The following is a 17397-nucleotide window of genomic DNA, read 5'->3' on the forward strand; positions in this document are numbered from 1 at the left end:
TTTTATTCACCCCTTTGTTTTTTTAGAACCCTATATCTTTTCTGCTATTCTAAGTTTTGCACTTCTTGACCTTGGATTATTTTCTAATTCTTCTTCTGATGCTATTATAGGTTTTTTATTTATTATTTTAATTTCTCTTCTTTTATCACACTTACATACTGGAAATTCTTTGGGACAGACACATCTTTTATATAAATGTTTATATGTTTCTTTTACAATCCTATCCTCTAAAGAATGAAATGTTATTATACACAATCTACCACCTGGGTTTAAGAATTCCACTATATCATTTATAGTATCCTTTAATATGTCTAACTCTTTATTAACTTCAATTCTTATAGCCTGAAAGGTTCTCCTTGCAGGGTGAGGCCCATCTTTTCTTGCTCCTTTAGGAATAGCTTTTTTTATGATATCTACAAGATCTCCTGTTGTTCTAATCTCTTTTTCTTTTCTCTCTTCTACTATAAACTCAGCTATTCTTTTCGCCCATCTTTCTTCTCCAAAATCTGAAATTATTCTATTTAATTCATCTAAACTGTAATTGTTTACTACTTCTTTAGCTGATAATTCTTCTTCTTTATTCATCCTCATATCAAGAGGAGCATCTTGATGATAGGAAAACCCTCTCTCCCCTGTATCTAATTGATGAGAAGAAACCCCTAAATCTAGTAACATTCCATCGATTCTATCAATATTTAATTCTAATAATATATCTTTTATATTTTTAAAATTATTATGTACTAAAATAGATTTATCTTCATATTCCTTTAGAACTTCTCTAGACTTATTTATTGCATTCATATCTTGATCTATTCCTATGAGCTTACCATTATCAAGATGTTTTACTATTTCTTTGGAATGTCCTGCACCTCCCATAGTGCCATCTACATATATTCCATCCTTCTTTATATTTAATCCTTCTATACATTCATCCAGCAACACCGATATATGCTTAAATTTCATCTATTTCACCTCAAGTATATTATTCTCAACTATTTTATCTATATCCCTAGTTCTGCCATTTTTTCAGCTATATTTTCATAACTTAAATCATCATCATCATTATAGTCTTCCCATTCACTACTACTCCAGATCTCAACTCTATTTGAAACTCCAATAATTGTAGTTTCTTTATCTAGCTTAGCATGATCTCTTAGATTGCTAGGAATCAATATTCTTCCTTGTTTATCTAATTCACATTCTGTTGCTCCCGAAAAGAAAAACCTTACAAAAGCTCTAGCATCTTTCCTTGTTAATGGTAATGTTTTTAATTTATTTTCAAGAATATTCCATTCTTCTAGAGGGTATACGAAGAGACAATTATCTAATCCTTTGGTTAAAATAAAGGACGTTCCTAAATTCTCTCTGAATTTAGCGGGTATTATTATTCTTCCTTTTTTATCGATAGAATGATTATATTCACCTATAAACATACTCTTACCCCACTTTTATGATTTTTACACCACATCTCTCCACTTTATACCACTTTATATTACTTCTATAATTGTTTGTAAAATCCTTTTAATTATTTAATATTTTTTTAATTTTTTTATGAGTCTTTAGTACTAAATAACCAATTTACCTTAATAAATAAAAAATTCAGATTTTTTTATTTACCATTGAATTTTACACACAATAAAAAAAGGATATTTTGATAGCTATCAAAATATCCTTTAATTCTTTATATTATTTTTTTTATAGTTAGCATAGTATTTTATGATTAAATCATCTAAGGCAACACTTAATCTGTATATTTCGTCATAGTTTGCATTATTTAATATAAGTCTATTAAGCTCGTCCCTTAAATAGTCAATTTTGTCGTCAATTGTCATATTATCACCCACCAATTTTAAAGGTGACTTCATTTTATTACTGAAATAATATATTGTCAATTTCATTTATCGTCAAAATTATTCAATATTATTATAAAAACATAAAGTATCTTCAATATACTTCATATTCTTTCATTTTTCTACCTATATTCTATAATAAGATCCATTGCTTACAAAAATCGACAGTTATCTACATCTTTCTTTTTCTTTTTACAAAAAAAACGCCTAACGAAACAACTATCAGTCCTATGCTTATTAATTGAGCAACTCTAAAAGGACCATACATCAAACTATCAGTTCTTAATCCTTCAATGAAAAATCTTCCTACTGAATAAAAAGCTAAATAAAGTAAAAATACTTCTCCCTCAACTTCTTTTTTATTTTTACGATACCATAGTAAAAATATAAACACCAGTACATTCCATATTGATTCATATAGAAATGTTGGATGAACATTAACACCCTCTACTGTTATAGCCCAAGGTAAATCTGTTTCTCTACCATATGCCTCTTGATTCACGAAATTTCCCCATCTACCTATAGCTTGACCTAATATTATGCTAGGAGCGGTTATATCTGCTACTTTCCAAAAACTAATACCCCTTACTTTACAAAAAATAATAGCAGTTAATACACTCCCTATTATTCCTCCATGTATTGCTAACCCACCAGATCTTATATTTATCATTTTCATAATATCACCTTGGTAGTAATCCCATTGGAATATTACATAATAAAGCCTCGCTCCTACAATTGCCATAGGTATTGCAAACAATAACATGTTTATTAATTCTTCTTCATCAAATCCAACCCTCTTAGATTCTTTAATAGCTAGAATAGTACCTAGAACCATCCCTGTGGCTATAAAAATACCATACCATCTAACTCCCACTCCAAATATTTCAAACGCTATGGGGTTCATATATATACCCTCCCTAATATTTAGTAGCTACCAGTCTTAACTAGTAGCTACTAATAAATTATAATATTTTTATATTAAAGTCAATCCACCTTAATTAGGTTTTATAACAGATAAAGTATAATTATCCTTGGTAAAGTGAGTTTTAAATCTATTTTCTATATCCTCAAATTTAATATCCTTTAATATATTTAAATAATTCAATAAAGTTGTATTATTAAACGTATATTTTATAAAACTATTTGCTATATATTCCAAAGAGTCAAAATTCATGATATGATGACCTATCATTTTATTTTTAATTCTAATAAAATCCTCTTCATCTAGACCCTTCTCTTTTAAATTAGTAATATTTTCTATTATTTTCTTTGCTACTTCTTTAGGATTATCGGATTGACCTCCTATAATTGAATGAGAGTATGTTTTGCTTGCTATAAATTGAGCACCAAAACTATTATTAATAATTCCACTCTCATACATTTCTTCATAAAATTTTGTTCCTGCACCAAAAAGCATATCTAATAATAGATTTGTCATTATTTCCTTTTTTACTAATTTATCTCCATCATATCCGATGTCATAATCCTTAAATCCAATATTAAATAAGGGAGTAGAGACACTAAGATTTTCTTCAATATACCTATCATTTATTTCTTTAGGTTCAATAGGATATTGTCTATCAATCTCTTGAATATCATTATTTCTATCTCTCTTTATAGTATCGTCCACTATTTTAATTGCTTTCTCGAAATTTATATCTCCCACTATAAATAGAGCCATATTAGAAGGATGATAAAAAGTGTTATAACATTTATATAATGTTTCTTTATCAATATGGGATATACTATCCACAGTACCTGCTATATCTATTCTAACAGGATGGTTTTGATACATACCCCTTAAGCAATTAAAGAACACCTTCCAGCTAGGATTATCTTCATACATTTTAATTTCTTGAGCTATTATCCCCTTCTCTTTATTTACATTCTCATCTGTGAAATATGGACTTTGAACAAAAGAAACTAATAGTTCAAGATTCTCATAGAATTTATCTGTACAAGAAAACAGATAAGCTGTTTGATTAAAATTTGTATAAGCATTTACATAGGATCCTAATTCGGAAAACCTATTAAATATATTACCTTCCTTTTCTTCAAATAATTTATGTTCTAAAAAATGAGCTATACCTTCAGGAACTGTTATTGGATCCTTTTCTCCAATAGGAACAAAAACATTATCGTTCGAACCATAATTTGTAGCAAATACAGCATATTTTTTAGTAAAGCCTTTTTTGGGTACAAAATATACTTTCAATCCATTTTCTAATACATGTAAAAAAGATTCTTCTTTCAAATTTTCGTTTTTTATAGTACTTATATTGTCCAATTAAATACCTCCTATAGTTACTTTACTGATTTTTCAAGAAATAAACAGTATCCAACATTATCTTATTCATTGCAGCTATTATATCTTCTTTGTTCACCTTATTAATAGAGTCTATAAGCTCATCTATATCTTTATCATCTCCTGATAATACTTTACTTAAATAAAATTCTGATATAGAGAATGTATCATCTCCGACAGTTTTTATAGATGTAATTATTGCCCTTTTAGATTGCTCTATATTTTTTTCTTCAAATTCTCCTCTTTTCATAGACAGTACTTGTTCCTTTATTATTCTTAATGCATTTTCATATTTATCAAATTCGATACCAGCAGAAATTAACATTAAAGATTTGTACTTATATGCTTTAGAATAAATATAATATGCTAAGCTTTCTTTTTCCCTTACATTTATAAATAGCTTAGAATCAGGTCCTCCTCCTAGAATATAATTGCCTACAAGAAAAGCACTATATAATTCATCCTCATAAGGAATATTTGTTCTATAACCTAATGTGAGTTTTCCTTGATTTATATTCATTTCTTCCTGAACTATCTTTTCTTCAATATTTTCAAATACCACTTTTTCTCTTTTTAAAGTTAAGCTCTTTCTTTCATTGAAGGGAAAGAATCCTTTAATCATTTCTTTTATCATATTATTATCTACATTACTTACGATACTAATTTCAATCCTAGCTTTCTTTAAAATATCTAAATAATGTTTATATAAACTTGTTGAAGTAATATTATCTAAATCTTCAATATATCCAAATTTATAGATACTATAAGCTTCATCCTTACACATCTCTTCAATACATCTAGTAACTGCATGTTGTTTCTTATCATTTATTCTAGAAGAAATCCTATCCTTAAGATTCTTTTCTTCTTGAGTCACATAATTTTTATTAAATCCATCTCCCTCTAACAAAGGATTATAGATTACTTCTTTTAGAACTTCTAATTTGTTTTTTAATATTTCATCAGATGAAACAAAATCTTCCAGTGGTCCTTCTATTGAAAATCTTATAGCGTGTTTTTCTCCTTTTTTTGCAACACTGACACTCATATCTGATCCATATAACTCCTCTAATCTTCTTTCAATATCCAATGAGGTTTTATACTTTTTTGTACCTCTTTTTAGAATTAGGGGCACTAGTGTATTACTAGTTACTTCATTTTTATCTAATGGTAGTATCAAATAAAAACTAATTAATTCAGTTTTAAACTTATCCGTATTAATAACATTCAAATATACTCCATCATTTATCTTTTCTCTAGTTCTATTTAACAAAATTAACCCTCCTATTTAATTCCAGTTTTGAATATAAACATATTCAATTCTACTGACTATCTCATTTAACAAGTTATTATCTACAAGAAAACCATCTATTACCTTTCCTTCTACTCCCTCAGGGAATTCAATTTGATCCTTTATTTCATTGTATATATCTATCTTTACTAATTCATTTAATTGAGGATCTACTACTACGCATACCATTTCAGAAATTCCATATTCAAATAATTCATTACTTTCAGATATGAAGTCTGGATCTAAATTATTATACCATGATAGTTTTATTTTAGAAGAATCGATCTTTAATTCTTGAATCAGCTTTTCTTTAATTTTACTACGAAACATTATGTTTTGCTTTATAGCATCTACATTATCAATCTTATTATTAATATTTTTATCTATTCCTATCAAATTAATTCCTACTTTGTTCATATTTTCAGAATTAATTTGAACTAAGTTTACATAAGATTGAATAAGCGACTCACTAGACCACAATGTCTCTGTGTATTTGGTTTCCACATCATAATTATATAATTTTAATTTAGATATTCTTTCTTGTAAATTTATCATATTATCATCTTCAACCAAAAACATTGGAACAACTATTATTTTTTTATACCCATCTTTTAATATTTCTAATATTTCATTTTCTAAGTAATTATCATCATATAGATAAGTTAGATATAATTTATAATTATCCTTTAAAATATTTTCTAATTTATTATACATAATTATACTTTTCTTTTTATAGTCGCTTTTTCCTAAGTCTTTATATAATTGTTTTGTCTTATATAACCTATAAGGATAAATTAATATATCTTTTTTTTGTTTTCTCAAAATAATATTTCTCATTTCTTTATCAATTGAATACCTAGGTGCCTCCCCTGAGTAAACCATTAATACAGCGGTTTTATCTCTTTTCTCATTTGACTCTTCAATTTTATCAGATATATTATAAGCATTAATAAATAGTATAATAAAGATTAACAAATATACTAATAGAAATATTGATATAGATTTTATTATTGAAAAATACACCTTTTCCTTTAAAAATTGTAATAGTTTAGTTACAGAGAACATGAAAGTCAAAATGAAGAAATTTTCAATCGGGTCTTTGTAACACATATACATTAATAAAGATAATACAATAAGAAATATCAACGTATATTTATAATATTTTCTATTCTCATCCATACTATTCCTCCAAAATATCTAATACTTATATTTATGTTATGAAACAAAGCTTTTATGAAGAAAATCCAGCGAAATCGCTGGATTTTCTTCATAAAAGCTTTTTAGTTTTGGATTATTATTTTTATTCTGCTCCATTAGGAGTTAATCTATCAATTAAATCTTCTAGATCATCCCCAAAGTCTTCTATAGGATCTCCTTGTCTAACGTTTTGTGCTATTTCATTAATCCTATCAAATAAATCTTCTTCAGCAGATATATAAACTTCTGTAATATTTTCATCTTCCTCTTTTACTTTAGTTTCTATATCTTGCCTCATTTGATCAGAGACTTCTCCATCTGTAGTATCTGCAGCATCAATCCCTACAAATGCTGTATTGTCTCTTACAACTACAGTTGCATCATTAATACCTTCCATTTCTACTATACTGTCTGCTATCATTTCACTATTATCATTCATAGCTCCATCCATATCTTCCTCAGTATCATCCGTCATGTCGTTATCTTCCATGCCTTCATCAACGCCTTCATTCATATCATCATCAGTTTCTGGATCATCATATGAATCTACATTGTCATTATCCTCAGGCTCTTCTTCTTCTGGTTGACAACCTATACTTATAGCTGTAACCATAAGTATAATTAAAAGTATGATACTAAATTTATTAAATTTTATTTTCATATTTACACCTCCTGTAATTATTATTTCATAATTTCTAAAATTTATTATTGTATTTTAAAATCAGAGTATAAAAAAAGACTCTACTTTTAAAGTAAAGTCTAATATTCAACCCTAATTCCACTTACCATATATATTATTCTTTCGCATATATTAGTAGTATGATCTGCAATTCTTTCAATATATCTACCTATAAACAATAAATTAACAACTTGAGTCATTATTTCTTTGTTTTGTGTTAACATTTCTAATAATTCTAAATAAATTTTTTCATATATATCATCTATCTCATCATCCATTTTAGCAGCTTCTTTTGCTAATTCTATATCTTTTTTTACAAAACTATCAAGACTTTTCCTTATCATTTTTTTAGATATATTAGCCATTCTAGGAATATCTATCAAAGGTTTAATATAATCTTCTTTACTTAACTTTTTAGTAACTTTTGCTATATTAACTCCATGATCTCCTATCCTTTCAAGATCTGTGATTATCTTTAGAATAGCACTGATATCTCTTAAATCTTTAGCCATAGGTTGTTGCAAAGCTATAAGTTCTAAACATTTCTTTTCTATTTTTATTTCCATTTCATCAACTCTATCATCTAATTCTATAACTTTATCAGCTAATACATCATCTTGTTTTAACAATGAATCAATAGAAATATCAATCATTTCTTCTACCATAACTCCCATCTTAAGCAAAGAGTCATGTAAATTTTCAAGTTCTTTATCAAAATATTTTCTCATATAAACCCTCCTTAACCAAATCTACCTGTAATATAATCTTCTGTTCTTTTATCCTCTGGACTCGAGAATATTCTTGACGTTTCACCGTATTCTACTAAATTACCCATTAAGAAAAAAGCTGTATTGTCTGATATTCTTCCTGCTTGTTGCATTGAGTGAGTCACTATTACTATAGTGTATTTATCTTTTAGTTCTTCAATCAATTCTTCTATCTTTGATGTAGCAACTGGATCTAATGCGGATGTAGGTTCATCCATTAATAAAACATCAGGTTTCATAGCAAGTGCTCTAGCTATACATAGTCTTTGTTGTTGTCCTCCAGATAATGACCATGCTGAAGAATCAAGTCTATCTTTTACTTCTTCCCATAAAGCTGCATCCTTCAAGCTAGTTTCAACTATTTTATCTAATTCTGATTTCTTTTTAATACCATGTCTTTTTGGCCCAAATACTACATTTTCATATATAGATTTAGGAAATGGATTTGGTTTTTGAAATACCATCCCTACTTTTTTTCTTAATTCAACCACATCTACTTTGGGAGAATATATATCTTGACCATCATATATTATTTCTCCAGTGTGTTTAGTTCCATCTATTAAATCATTCATACGATTCATCGTTCTAATAAATGTAGATTTACCACAACCTGAAGGTCCAATAAATGCTGTTACTTTCTTTTCTTCTATCTCAATATTTATATCATTTAAAGCTTTAAAATCTCCATAATAAAAATCTAAATTCTTAACGTTTATTTTAACACTCATCCTTAATCCTCCTGTTCTATCCTTTAATACGATTCTGATATTTATTTCTAAGAATTATAGCTACTGCATTGGCTCCTAATAATAAAACTAATAAAATAATTATAGCTCCTGCTGCTAAATCATGAAATTCAGCTTTAGGCATACTTGACCAGTTATAAATCTGAATTGGTAATATAGTAAATTTATCAAAAACACTTTTAGGCGTAAATGCTATAAATGAAACTGCTCCTACCATTAGTACTGAAGCAGTATCTCCTAAACCTCTAGCAATAGCTAATATGGATCCTGTTAAAATTCCAGGCAATGAATAAGGTAATACTACGCCTTTAATTACTTGCCATTTAGTTGATCCTAAGGCATAGGCCCCATGTCTTAACTCTTTAGGTACGCTTTTTATAGCTTCCTGGGCTGCTACTATAATAATAGGTAATATAAGAAGTGTTAAAGTCAAAGCTCCAGATAAAATACTTCTTCCAAACCCAAATAAATGTACAAATATTCCTAATCCTAATATACCAAAAACAATAGATGGAACTCCTGCTAGATTAGCAATATTTAGTTTTATAATTCTTGTTAATAAATTTCTATCATCAGAATACTCTTCTAGATAAAGGGCTGAACCTACACCTATTGGTAATGAAAAGATAATTGTAAGTCCTATAATCCATATACTTCCTGATAATGCAGCTTTTATTCCAGCTTTTTCTACAAATCTCGAAGTATAATTAGTAAAAAAATCTATACTTAAATATTTAAATCCATCCTTAAATATATCAAATAATAATATACCCAGTATAATCAAAGCAAATAAAGTTACCGAGAATACTAAGCCGTGAAAAAAATTATCCATTAATCTTCTTTTCTGTAGATTAGTCATTAATATTCCTCCCTGTACTTCTTAATTATCATTCGAGCAATAATGTTCATAAATAATGTCATTAAGAATAATAGCATTCCTACAGCAAATATAGTTTTATATATAAGTCCACCATGAGTAACATCTCCTTTAGCTACCTGTACAATAAAAGCTGTCATTGTTTGAACACTCTCTAAGGGGTTTAATGTTAATTTTGGTGTAGAACCTGCTGCTAATGTAACTATCATTGTCTCTCCGATTGCTCTAGAAATTGCTAATACAAAAGAAGATATTATACTAGATAAAGCCGCTGGTATAACTACCTTTGTAGACACTTCAAACTTGGTGGATCCTAATGCATATGCAGCATGTCTTATTTCATCTGGGACTGCTTTCATAGCATCCTCACTTAGGGATGAAATCATTGGAATAATCATGATTCCTACTGCAATACTACCACTTAACGCATTGAATATATTAATAGTTGGGAAAAAAATCTTTAATATTGGTGTGATAAATGTCAGAGCAAAATATCCATATACTATAGAAGGAATACCTGCCAATATTTCTAGTAAAGGCTTAATAACTTTCCTTGTTCTATCAGAAGCATATTCACTAAGATATATAGCACTTCCTAATCCTATTGGTATTGCTACAACGCTACCATATATTGCAATCATCAGAGTTCCTGCAACTAGGGGTAGTACTCCAAACTTAGGATTTGCAAATAATGCAGTCCATTCAGTCCCAGTTAAAAAGTCTATAATTGAAACCTCTCCGAAAAATGCTATTGTTTCTTTAGATAAAGTAGCTACAATACCTATTGTAGTGAAAATAGATAGAGATGCTAATACTAATAAAATCGTTGATATTGATTTTTCTTTCATTCTTCTTCTTTTTTTCTCTTTATTATCTGTCATATTTGACTTCTCTTCATAAGTAGCCATATTTAAATCCTCCCTTATCTCATCAAGATACAACCTTATTATATTTTATTTAATTGCTCTTGTTGTTTACTGAAGGTTAATGATGTGTTAATTCTAGGTAAAGTACTGAATATGAATGAATATTCTTTATAAAAAAAGTAAATATATATAGAATAAACTTAAAAATACTCTTTTAATTGTTAACTATATTGTATGTAATCCTACCACTTTCTAAACAAATAAAAGAAGAACCCAACTGGGTTCTTCTTGCTAACTAATTACTTTAATTTATCTAATTCTTCTTTATATCTCTCAGGAGATAAAGCAACATATCCTGTTGTAGGTACTATGTCTGGACCATTGTTCATATAGTACTCTACAAATGCTTGTACTTGTGATTCATTATTATAATGTTCTGTATTTACATAGATAAATATTGGTCTTGCTAAGGGAGTGTACTCTCCACTTCCTATATTCTCTGGAGTAGGCTCAACTCCATCTATTTTTAGTGCTTTTAACTTATCTTGATTTTCTTCATAATATGCAAATCCAAAATATCCCATTGCATATTCATCACCAGCAACACCTTGTACTAACACGTTATCATCTTCACTTGCAGTAAAGTCAGTTCTTACTGCTCCTCCTTCTCCATTTATTGCTTCAGTAAAGTAATCAAATGTACCGGAGTCAGTTCCAGGACCGTATAATTTAATTTCTTCTTCTGGCCATTCTGATCTTACATCGCTCCATAACTTCACATCACTGTCAGGTTCCCAGATTTTGTTTAATTCTTTAACTGAGATGTCATCTACCCAGTCATTATTAGGGTTAACTACTACAGAAATACCATCAAGAGCTACTGTTAATTGTTCAAATTCAATACCATTTTCTTCAGCCTTTGCAGCTTCTTCATCTTTCATATTTCTAGAAGCATTACTTATGTGTGTCTCTCCTGTTGTAAATCTTTTCATTCCTCCCCCTGTTCCAGAAACTCCTACTGTTACTTGTACCTCAGGATTTTCAGCTTGGAATTCTTCTGCTATAGCCATTGTTATTGGATAAACTGTTGAGGAACCATCAGCTTCTACTGATCCACTTAAATCACCATTTGTTTCCTCTTTATCTGTTGTTTCACCATCTCCTGTGTCTTGTGTTTCCTCCCCCTCATCAGTTCCACATCCTGCGAATATTGATACTGATAATAGTAATACTAAAAATAATGCAATTAATTTTGAACTTAATACTTTTCTCATTTAAATAACTCCTCTCAACATTTATTTTTTTATCTGACATTAAGAATTATAACACCTTATTTTTCCCTATATGTTGTGTACAAGTTAATGGGATGTTAATTAAGTGTTAATTGGGTTTGTATTGAAGTTAATCTGTATATACTGTATAATTTACACTAGTGTTAATTTATATGTATTGAAGGAATTAATTGAAAGGAGATTTATATATGAAATTAGGTATAGTTGGATTGCCTAATGTAGGAAAGTCTACATTATTCAATGCCATTACAAAAGCAGGCGCAGAATCTGCTAATTACCCATTCTGTACAATAGAGCCTAATGTAGGTGTTGTATCAGTCCCTGATGAAAGACTTGATAGACTAACTGAAATGTTTGGATCACAAAAAAAGCTACCTACTGCTATTGAGTTTTTTGATATTGCAGGACTAGTTAAAGGAGCAAGTAAAGGTGAGGGGTTAGGTAATAAATTCTTATCCCATATTAGAGAAGTAGAAGCAATAGTACACGTGGTAAGATGCTTTGAAGATGAAAATATAACTCATGTAGAAGGAAGTATTGATCCATTAAGAGATATTGAAATAATTGATTTAGAGCTTATTTTATCTGATCTAGAAATAATGAGTAGAAGATTATTCAAAACAGAAAAATTAGCCAAAAGTGATAAATCATTATTGAAAGAACTAGACATAACAAAAAAAATTGTTGAAGTTCTAGAAGAAGGAAAACCAGTAAGAAGTATTGATTTCAATGATGATGATAGTATTTTTGTTAAGCATTTAAATCTTTTATCAAATAAACCAGTATTGTATGCTGCTAATATATCTGAAGAAGATATAATCAGTGGTAGTGAAAATGAACATCTATTAGCTTTAAAAGAGCATGCTAAAAACGAAGTATCTGGCTTAATAACAGTCTGTGGTAAAATTGAATCAGAAATAGCTGAACTAGAAGATGATGAAAAAGAGATGTTCTTAGAGGAATTAGGACTTAAAGAATCTGGACTAGATAGATTAATAAAAGCTAGCTATGATTTACTAGGATTAATATCCTTCCTAACAGCTGGACCAAAGGAATCTAGAGCATGGACCATTAAAAAAGGGTGGAAAGCACCTCAAGCTGCTGGGAAAATCCATACTGATATGGAAAAAGGGTTTATAAGAGCCGAAATAGTAAGCTTTGAAGACTTAGATAATGCAGGAAATATGGCTAAAGCAAAAGAACAAGGACTTGTTAGACTTGAAGGCAAAGAATATATAATGAAAGATGGCGATGTAGTAGTATTCAGATTTAATGTATAAAAAAATTCCCTTTACAATTAATTGTAGAGGGAATTTTTTTATACATATATATTTAATAATAAACCTTCTATTTCACCAACTATTTTCAATAGATTTAATCTTTTATTTTCTCCTTCTAACATATCATCAGTTAAATCCATTAATTTATCATCTACTTTAGATACAATCTTTAATATCCTAGATCTCCCACCTCGCCTAAACCCACCTCTTTTATCTAAGTCTAAGCCTGACTCTACTGCTTCATCTAGAAAAGCTTTAATCTTTTTTTTATAATCAAAAAGATTTTCAATAGTTCTTTTTTGAGCCAATTGTTTTCCTGATTCTGTAATCTCTGATATGATTTTATATATACGTTCTAAACTAGCATCATTAGTTTTTTTCTCTATAACTTCTTGAAATGAAATCCCAGTATTGTTCTTTGTATTATTAATTACATCTATATTTTTCATTCCCACTCTATCTACTTTCACTATATCACTCCTATGCCTCTCCCTCTAAATCCTGTAACAATAAAAACACCTCTGCTATTACAGAATATAATTGAGGAGGTATATTTTCTCCTAAATCCATGTCAAGTAAATTTCCTAATAAAGATATATCTTCTTCCAATGGAATATCTCTTATTTTGGCAATTTCTATAAGTTCTTCTGCCATTTTTCCTTTTCTTCTTGAAACAATTTCCGGTAAGGAATCAGTGGCATTATCATAATGGACTGCAATGGCTCTTTTCTCTTTAAAATTGTTCTTAAAATTAAACCTTTTATTATTCATATTCTTATGTCTAACCCCTTTCTAGAGGAATTATATTCATCCTGTATGCTTGTAGGTAACATTGATGATTTATCTTCTTCTTTCTGTACCTTTGATAATTTCTCATATCTAATTCTTCCTACATTATATCCTATATCTTTTAATTTTTCTATGAATCCATCTTCTATAAGTGTTATCTTATCTTTTATTTTATTATCATCATTTCTTATGGTTATCTCCAAGTTCCTATTTTTTGAATTTATTAATATACCAGTTTCTCCTAATTTATTAGTCTCTATTAAAAAGTATAAACTACTATTTTTCCAATCTAATTTTTCATTTTCTTTATTTGAATTAATAAGTAATTTAATATTTTCAATCTTACCTACTAAATTAATAGGTATATCAAAAAACATAGTTTGCACGGGATTACTGTTTTCTGATTTGTTTAATAGTTGTTGTCCATTAAGGTTGTCTAATACTTTTACTATACTTGATATATCCTTAATACTTTTATTGTTCTGATTGATAATTTTTAATAAATTTCCTTTTAAATTATCTTCTAAATTATTATTTTTTAAATTAAATAATTCTTCATTCAATATATCATTTTCATAATTTAATCCTAGTCCTTTTATATAATCATAGGCTTCTCTAGATCCTGTAGGAGGACTCTTTATAAAATCATATAAAGAACTAATAATATTTTTCTCATCACTAAAATTTTTGTTTATTTCATTTGTAATCCCATATACAACTTTCTCTTCAGAGGCTTTAAACTCTAATCCATTTAAATCTTTCTTTATTTCTCCTATTAGAGTTTTTGCATCATTTATATTATTTTGTAATACTAAAATTTTTGCCATATCAATTTTGCTACTTATTTTTATTAATTTTTTCTCGGTCATCATATCTGTATATAGGGTAATATCACTTTTAAGTAATTTTCTATTTAAAAGATCTAGACTGTTTTCTAGATTTTGTTTTACTTCCTCTTTTGCAATAGTATTATCAAATAAGACAGTATCCATATTTCTTACTAAAGTTTGTTTTAATTCTTTAAAATTCTCAGTTATAAGATTCATTTTTTCAGTAACTACAGTCATTATTATTTTGTTTTGTCTATTCGTTTCCATATTAGTTATGTTTTTAGGTATTGAATTCATACCTATACTATTATCTATATTTACTTCTAAGTCTTTGGTTAATATGTTATTATCTAAAAAATTTTCATCATTATCCTCTACAATTTTTTCTATTATATGATTGCTTATATCATCGCTAACCTCTTTAACTGATTTTAAGTCTATTATATTTTCTTCTTCTACCTCTGTTATAGATGTATCTATAGGAATGCTTAATTCTTCTATAATATTGTTTAAACTTACATCTATACCTTCTCCATATAATGCTTCCTTAATGGCAATTATATTTTTAAAAGTTATATCTATATCTTTATTAATTAATCTATTGATTATATCTATCTTTTCTTTTAAAGGCAATGAATCTTTTCTTATAAACTCTTTAATATGCTCAATATCTTTTTTAGTAAGATTAATTCCCTTATTCTTAAGATTTTTAATTATTACTTCTAATTCCTTTTTATCTATTCCTTCAAGATTATCCAATACTTCAGTGTTATTTTCTACCTTATTCACTTCCACAAAATCTACAGATATGCTGTCTGAGTTAATATTAGTAATTTGTATCTTCCCTCTATTATCATTTACTCCTTCTAATCCTTTGTTAAAAGTTGCTTTTATGTCCTTTCCATTGATATTAATTATAGCGGTATCCTTGGATAATTTTTCTTTTAAAGTAAAGCTTACTATACTTCCAGTTTTAAGTTTAGTATCGGTATTTAATTTCTGATATTTGTTATTTAATAAATTCATTATATTCATGTCTTCACTCCCTAATTTGCTTCATTAAATATATCGACAAATTTAGGTATTATGTTTAGTATATATAAAATAAAATAGTCAGGTCTAAAGACCTGACTAAATATATTAATAATCTGAATTTCCTTTTTCACCTTTTACTATAGCTACTGAAGAACTGGCTCCTATTCTTGTTGCTCCAGCCTCAACCATCTTTTTAGCTGTTTCTATATCTCTAACTCCTCCAGAAGCTTTTACACCTAATCCCTCACCTACAGTTTTTCTCATAAGGGCAACGTCTTCAAATGTAGCTCCCCCTGTTGAAAATCCAGTGGAAGTCTTAACATAGTCTGCTCCTACTTCTTTAGATAATTTACATGCTATTTCCTTTTCTTCATCTGTTAAAAGACATGCTTCTATAATTACTTTTACTAACTTATCTCCTGAAGCACTTACTACCGCTTTAATGTCTTCTTTAACTAAGTCATAATTTTTATTTTTTAGTTCTCCAATATTTATAACCATGTCTATTTCATCTGCGCCTTTTTTAATAGCTTCTTTAGTTTCAAAAGCTTTAACCTCTGGAAGAGTACTTCCTAGAGGAAATCCCACTACAGATGTTACCTTAACATTACTACCCTTTAACTGTTCTGCTACATACTCCACATATGAAGGATTAACACAAACTGAAGCAAAATTATACTCCCTAGCTTCATTACAAACTTTTTCAACCTGTTCTTTAGTCGTATCAGGTTTAAGAATAGTATGGTCAATCATTGATGCTATATTATTCATTATATAACCTCCATTATTTAATTAATTCTACACTCATACCATTTTTAGCTCCACATGCATTTCCCTCTTCTACGTCTACATGCATTTCAAGAGCATAACTAGGGCTTACTCTTACTAATACATTCTCAAAAGTAACACCTCTATCTCCTGGAACTCTAACTTTAACTCTATCCTTATCTTTTACATCGAACTTTTCTGCATCATCAGTATGCATATGGATATGTCTTAATGCTGCTATTATACCATTTTCTATTTCTACTTCTCCCTTTGGTCCTATGATTTTTGCTCCTGGAGAACCTTCTACATCTCCAGAATCTCTAACTGGAGGTACAACTCCAATTTTAAATCCATCTGATAAAGATATTTCTGCCTGTGTATTTCCTCTTGCTGGTCCTAATACTCTAACTCCTTTTAATGTACCTTTTGGTCCTACAATATCAACCTTTTCTTGAGAAGCATATTGTCCTGGTTGAGAGAGATCTTTAAATTTATTTAATTCATATCCTTCCCCAAAAAGCTTGTCTATATGTTCCTGGGATAGATGAATATGTCTGTTAGATAATGCTATTGGTAATTCCTTTTTCATATTAAATTCCTCCTAGTTTTTTATTCCTATATTTATTGTTTACCCAAAAAACAATTTAATTTATCTATGTAACAAATATTTTATATTATTTTGAGTATCTTCTTTTTTCATAACTTACATTATAAAACTTTTTATTGTAAAAATCAAATCATTATACTTTCTGTTTTATAATATAAATATAATATTGATTTCTTCTCTCTTAAAGTGATACTATTAAAAGAGGTTATTAAGCAAAATCA

The 17397-nt window shown here is 28.4% G+C and carries 19 protein-coding genes; 1 reads left to right on the plus strand and 18 read right to left on the minus strand.

Features of this window, described 5'->3' with window-relative positions; genetic code table 11:
• Nucleotides 1–30 precede the first annotated feature (30 nt).
• From rsmH to GOQ27_RS16640, 13 genes are all read right to left on the minus strand, one after another.
• A complete protein-coding gene (gene rsmH / locus GOQ27_RS16580; protein ID WP_203367986.1) occupies nucleotides 31–963 on the minus strand; it encodes a 16S rRNA (cytosine(1402)-N(4))-methyltransferase RsmH in 933 nt (310 codons plus the stop codon).
• Between the two features lie 38 nt (nucleotides 964–1001).
• Complete coding sequence (gene mraZ, locus GOQ27_RS16585) at nucleotides 1002–1433, minus strand: division/cell wall cluster transcriptional repressor MraZ (protein ID WP_203367987.1); 432 nt, start codon at nucleotides 1431–1433, stop codon at nucleotides 1002–1004.
• 240 nt (nucleotides 1434–1673) lie between these two features.
• Nucleotides 1674–1832: a Spo0E family sporulation regulatory protein-aspartic acid phosphatase gene (locus GOQ27_RS16590; RefSeq protein WP_207751332.1), complete on the minus strand. Its 159-nt coding sequence runs from the start codon at nucleotides 1830–1832 to the stop codon at nucleotides 1674–1676.
• A 190-nt stretch (nucleotides 1833–2022) separates the two neighbouring features.
• Complete coding sequence (gene lgt / locus GOQ27_RS16595; RefSeq protein WP_203367988.1) at nucleotides 2023–2754, minus strand: prolipoprotein diacylglyceryl transferase; 732 nt, start codon at nucleotides 2752–2754, stop codon at nucleotides 2023–2025.
• Between the two features lie 90 nt (nucleotides 2755–2844).
• On the minus strand, nucleotides 2845–4137 hold the full coding sequence (yfmH, locus tag GOQ27_RS16600) for an EF-P 5-aminopentanol modification-associated protein YfmH (protein WP_207751333.1): 1293 nt from the start codon (nucleotides 4135–4137) through the stop codon (nucleotides 2845–2847).
• A gap of 22 nt (nucleotides 4138–4159) precedes the next feature.
• Complete coding sequence (yfmF, locus tag GOQ27_RS16605) at nucleotides 4160–5425, minus strand: EF-P 5-aminopentanol modification-associated protein YfmF (RefSeq protein ID WP_203367989.1); 1266 nt, start codon at nucleotides 5423–5425, stop codon at nucleotides 4160–4162.
• A 15-nt stretch (nucleotides 5426–5440) separates the two neighbouring features.
• On the minus strand, nucleotides 5441–6622 hold the full coding sequence (locus GOQ27_RS16610) for a hypothetical protein (protein WP_203367990.1): 1182 nt from the start codon (nucleotides 6620–6622) through the stop codon (nucleotides 5441–5443).
• A gap of 121 nt (nucleotides 6623–6743) precedes the next feature.
• The gene (locus tag GOQ27_RS16615) at nucleotides 6744–7301 is read right to left on the minus strand and encodes a YhcN/YlaJ family sporulation lipoprotein (protein WP_203367991.1); all 558 of its coding nucleotides are present in this window, start codon (nucleotides 7299–7301) and stop codon (nucleotides 6744–6746) included.
• A 98-nt stretch (nucleotides 7302–7399) separates the two neighbouring features.
• Entirely contained in the window at nucleotides 7400–8047 is a 648-nt protein-coding gene (gene phoU / locus GOQ27_RS16620; protein ID WP_203367992.1) for a phosphate signaling complex protein PhoU, read from the minus strand.
• Nucleotides 8048–8058: 11 nt separating this feature from the next.
• Nucleotides 8059–8814: a phosphate ABC transporter ATP-binding protein PstB gene (gene pstB, locus GOQ27_RS16625; protein ID WP_203367993.1), complete on the minus strand. Its 756-nt coding sequence runs from the start codon at nucleotides 8812–8814 to the stop codon at nucleotides 8059–8061.
• A 16-nt stretch (nucleotides 8815–8830) separates the two neighbouring features.
• Complete coding sequence (gene pstA / locus GOQ27_RS16630; protein ID WP_203367994.1) at nucleotides 8831–9691, minus strand: phosphate ABC transporter permease PstA; 861 nt, start codon at nucleotides 9689–9691, stop codon at nucleotides 8831–8833.
• Entirely contained in the window at nucleotides 9691–10617 is a 927-nt protein-coding gene (gene pstC, locus GOQ27_RS16635; protein ID WP_425475021.1) for a phosphate ABC transporter permease subunit PstC, read from the minus strand. The genes pstA and pstC overlap by 1 nt, the downstream gene beginning before the upstream one ends.
• Nucleotides 10618–10874: 257 nt before the next feature.
• Nucleotides 10875–11849 carry a PstS family phosphate ABC transporter substrate-binding protein gene (locus GOQ27_RS16640; RefSeq protein ID WP_203367995.1) on the minus strand — a complete coding sequence of 325 codons (975 nt, stop codon included), beginning with the start codon at nucleotides 11847–11849 and terminating at the stop codon, nucleotides 10875–10877.
• A 206-nt stretch (nucleotides 11850–12055) separates the two neighbouring features.
• On the opposite strand from GOQ27_RS16640, the gene ychF reads away from it, so the two are divergent.
• Nucleotides 12056–13147, plus strand: coding sequence for a redox-regulated ATPase YchF (gene ychF, locus GOQ27_RS16645; RefSeq protein WP_203367996.1), 1092 nt, complete (start codon nucleotides 12056–12058; stop codon nucleotides 13145–13147).
• Between the two features lie 38 nt (nucleotides 13148–13185).
• Here the strand turns inward: ychF and GOQ27_RS16650 are convergent, their stop codons facing one another.
• From GOQ27_RS16650 to pduL, 5 genes are all read right to left on the minus strand, one after another.
• A complete protein-coding gene (locus GOQ27_RS16650) occupies nucleotides 13186–13617 on the minus strand; it encodes a YaaR family protein (protein ID WP_203367997.1) in 432 nt (143 codons plus the stop codon).
• Nucleotides 13618–13627: 10 nt separating this feature from the next.
• A complete protein-coding gene (locus GOQ27_RS16655) occupies nucleotides 13628–13918 on the minus strand; it encodes an EscU/YscU/HrcU family type III secretion system export apparatus switch protein (RefSeq protein ID WP_203367998.1) in 291 nt (96 codons plus the stop codon).
• Entirely contained in the window at nucleotides 13915–15801 is a 1887-nt protein-coding gene (locus GOQ27_RS16660) for a transcriptional regulator (protein WP_203367999.1), read from the minus strand. Before GOQ27_RS16660 ends, GOQ27_RS16655 begins: the two co-directional genes overlap by 4 nt.
• A 105-nt stretch (nucleotides 15802–15906) precedes the next feature.
• On the minus strand, nucleotides 15907–16572 hold the full coding sequence (deoC, locus tag GOQ27_RS16665) for a deoxyribose-phosphate aldolase (RefSeq protein WP_203368000.1): 666 nt from the start codon (nucleotides 16570–16572) through the stop codon (nucleotides 15907–15909).
• A gap of 13 nt (nucleotides 16573–16585) precedes the next feature.
• A complete protein-coding gene (gene pduL / locus GOQ27_RS16670) occupies nucleotides 16586–17158 on the minus strand; it encodes a phosphate propanoyltransferase (protein WP_203368001.1) in 573 nt (190 codons plus the stop codon).
• Nucleotides 17159–17397 lie beyond the last annotated feature (239 nt).

The organism is Anaeromonas frigoriresistens (genome assembly GCF_016820655.1).
Classification (GTDB): Bacteria; Bacillota; Clostridia; order Tissierellales; family SIT17; genus Anaeromonas; species Anaeromonas frigoriresistens.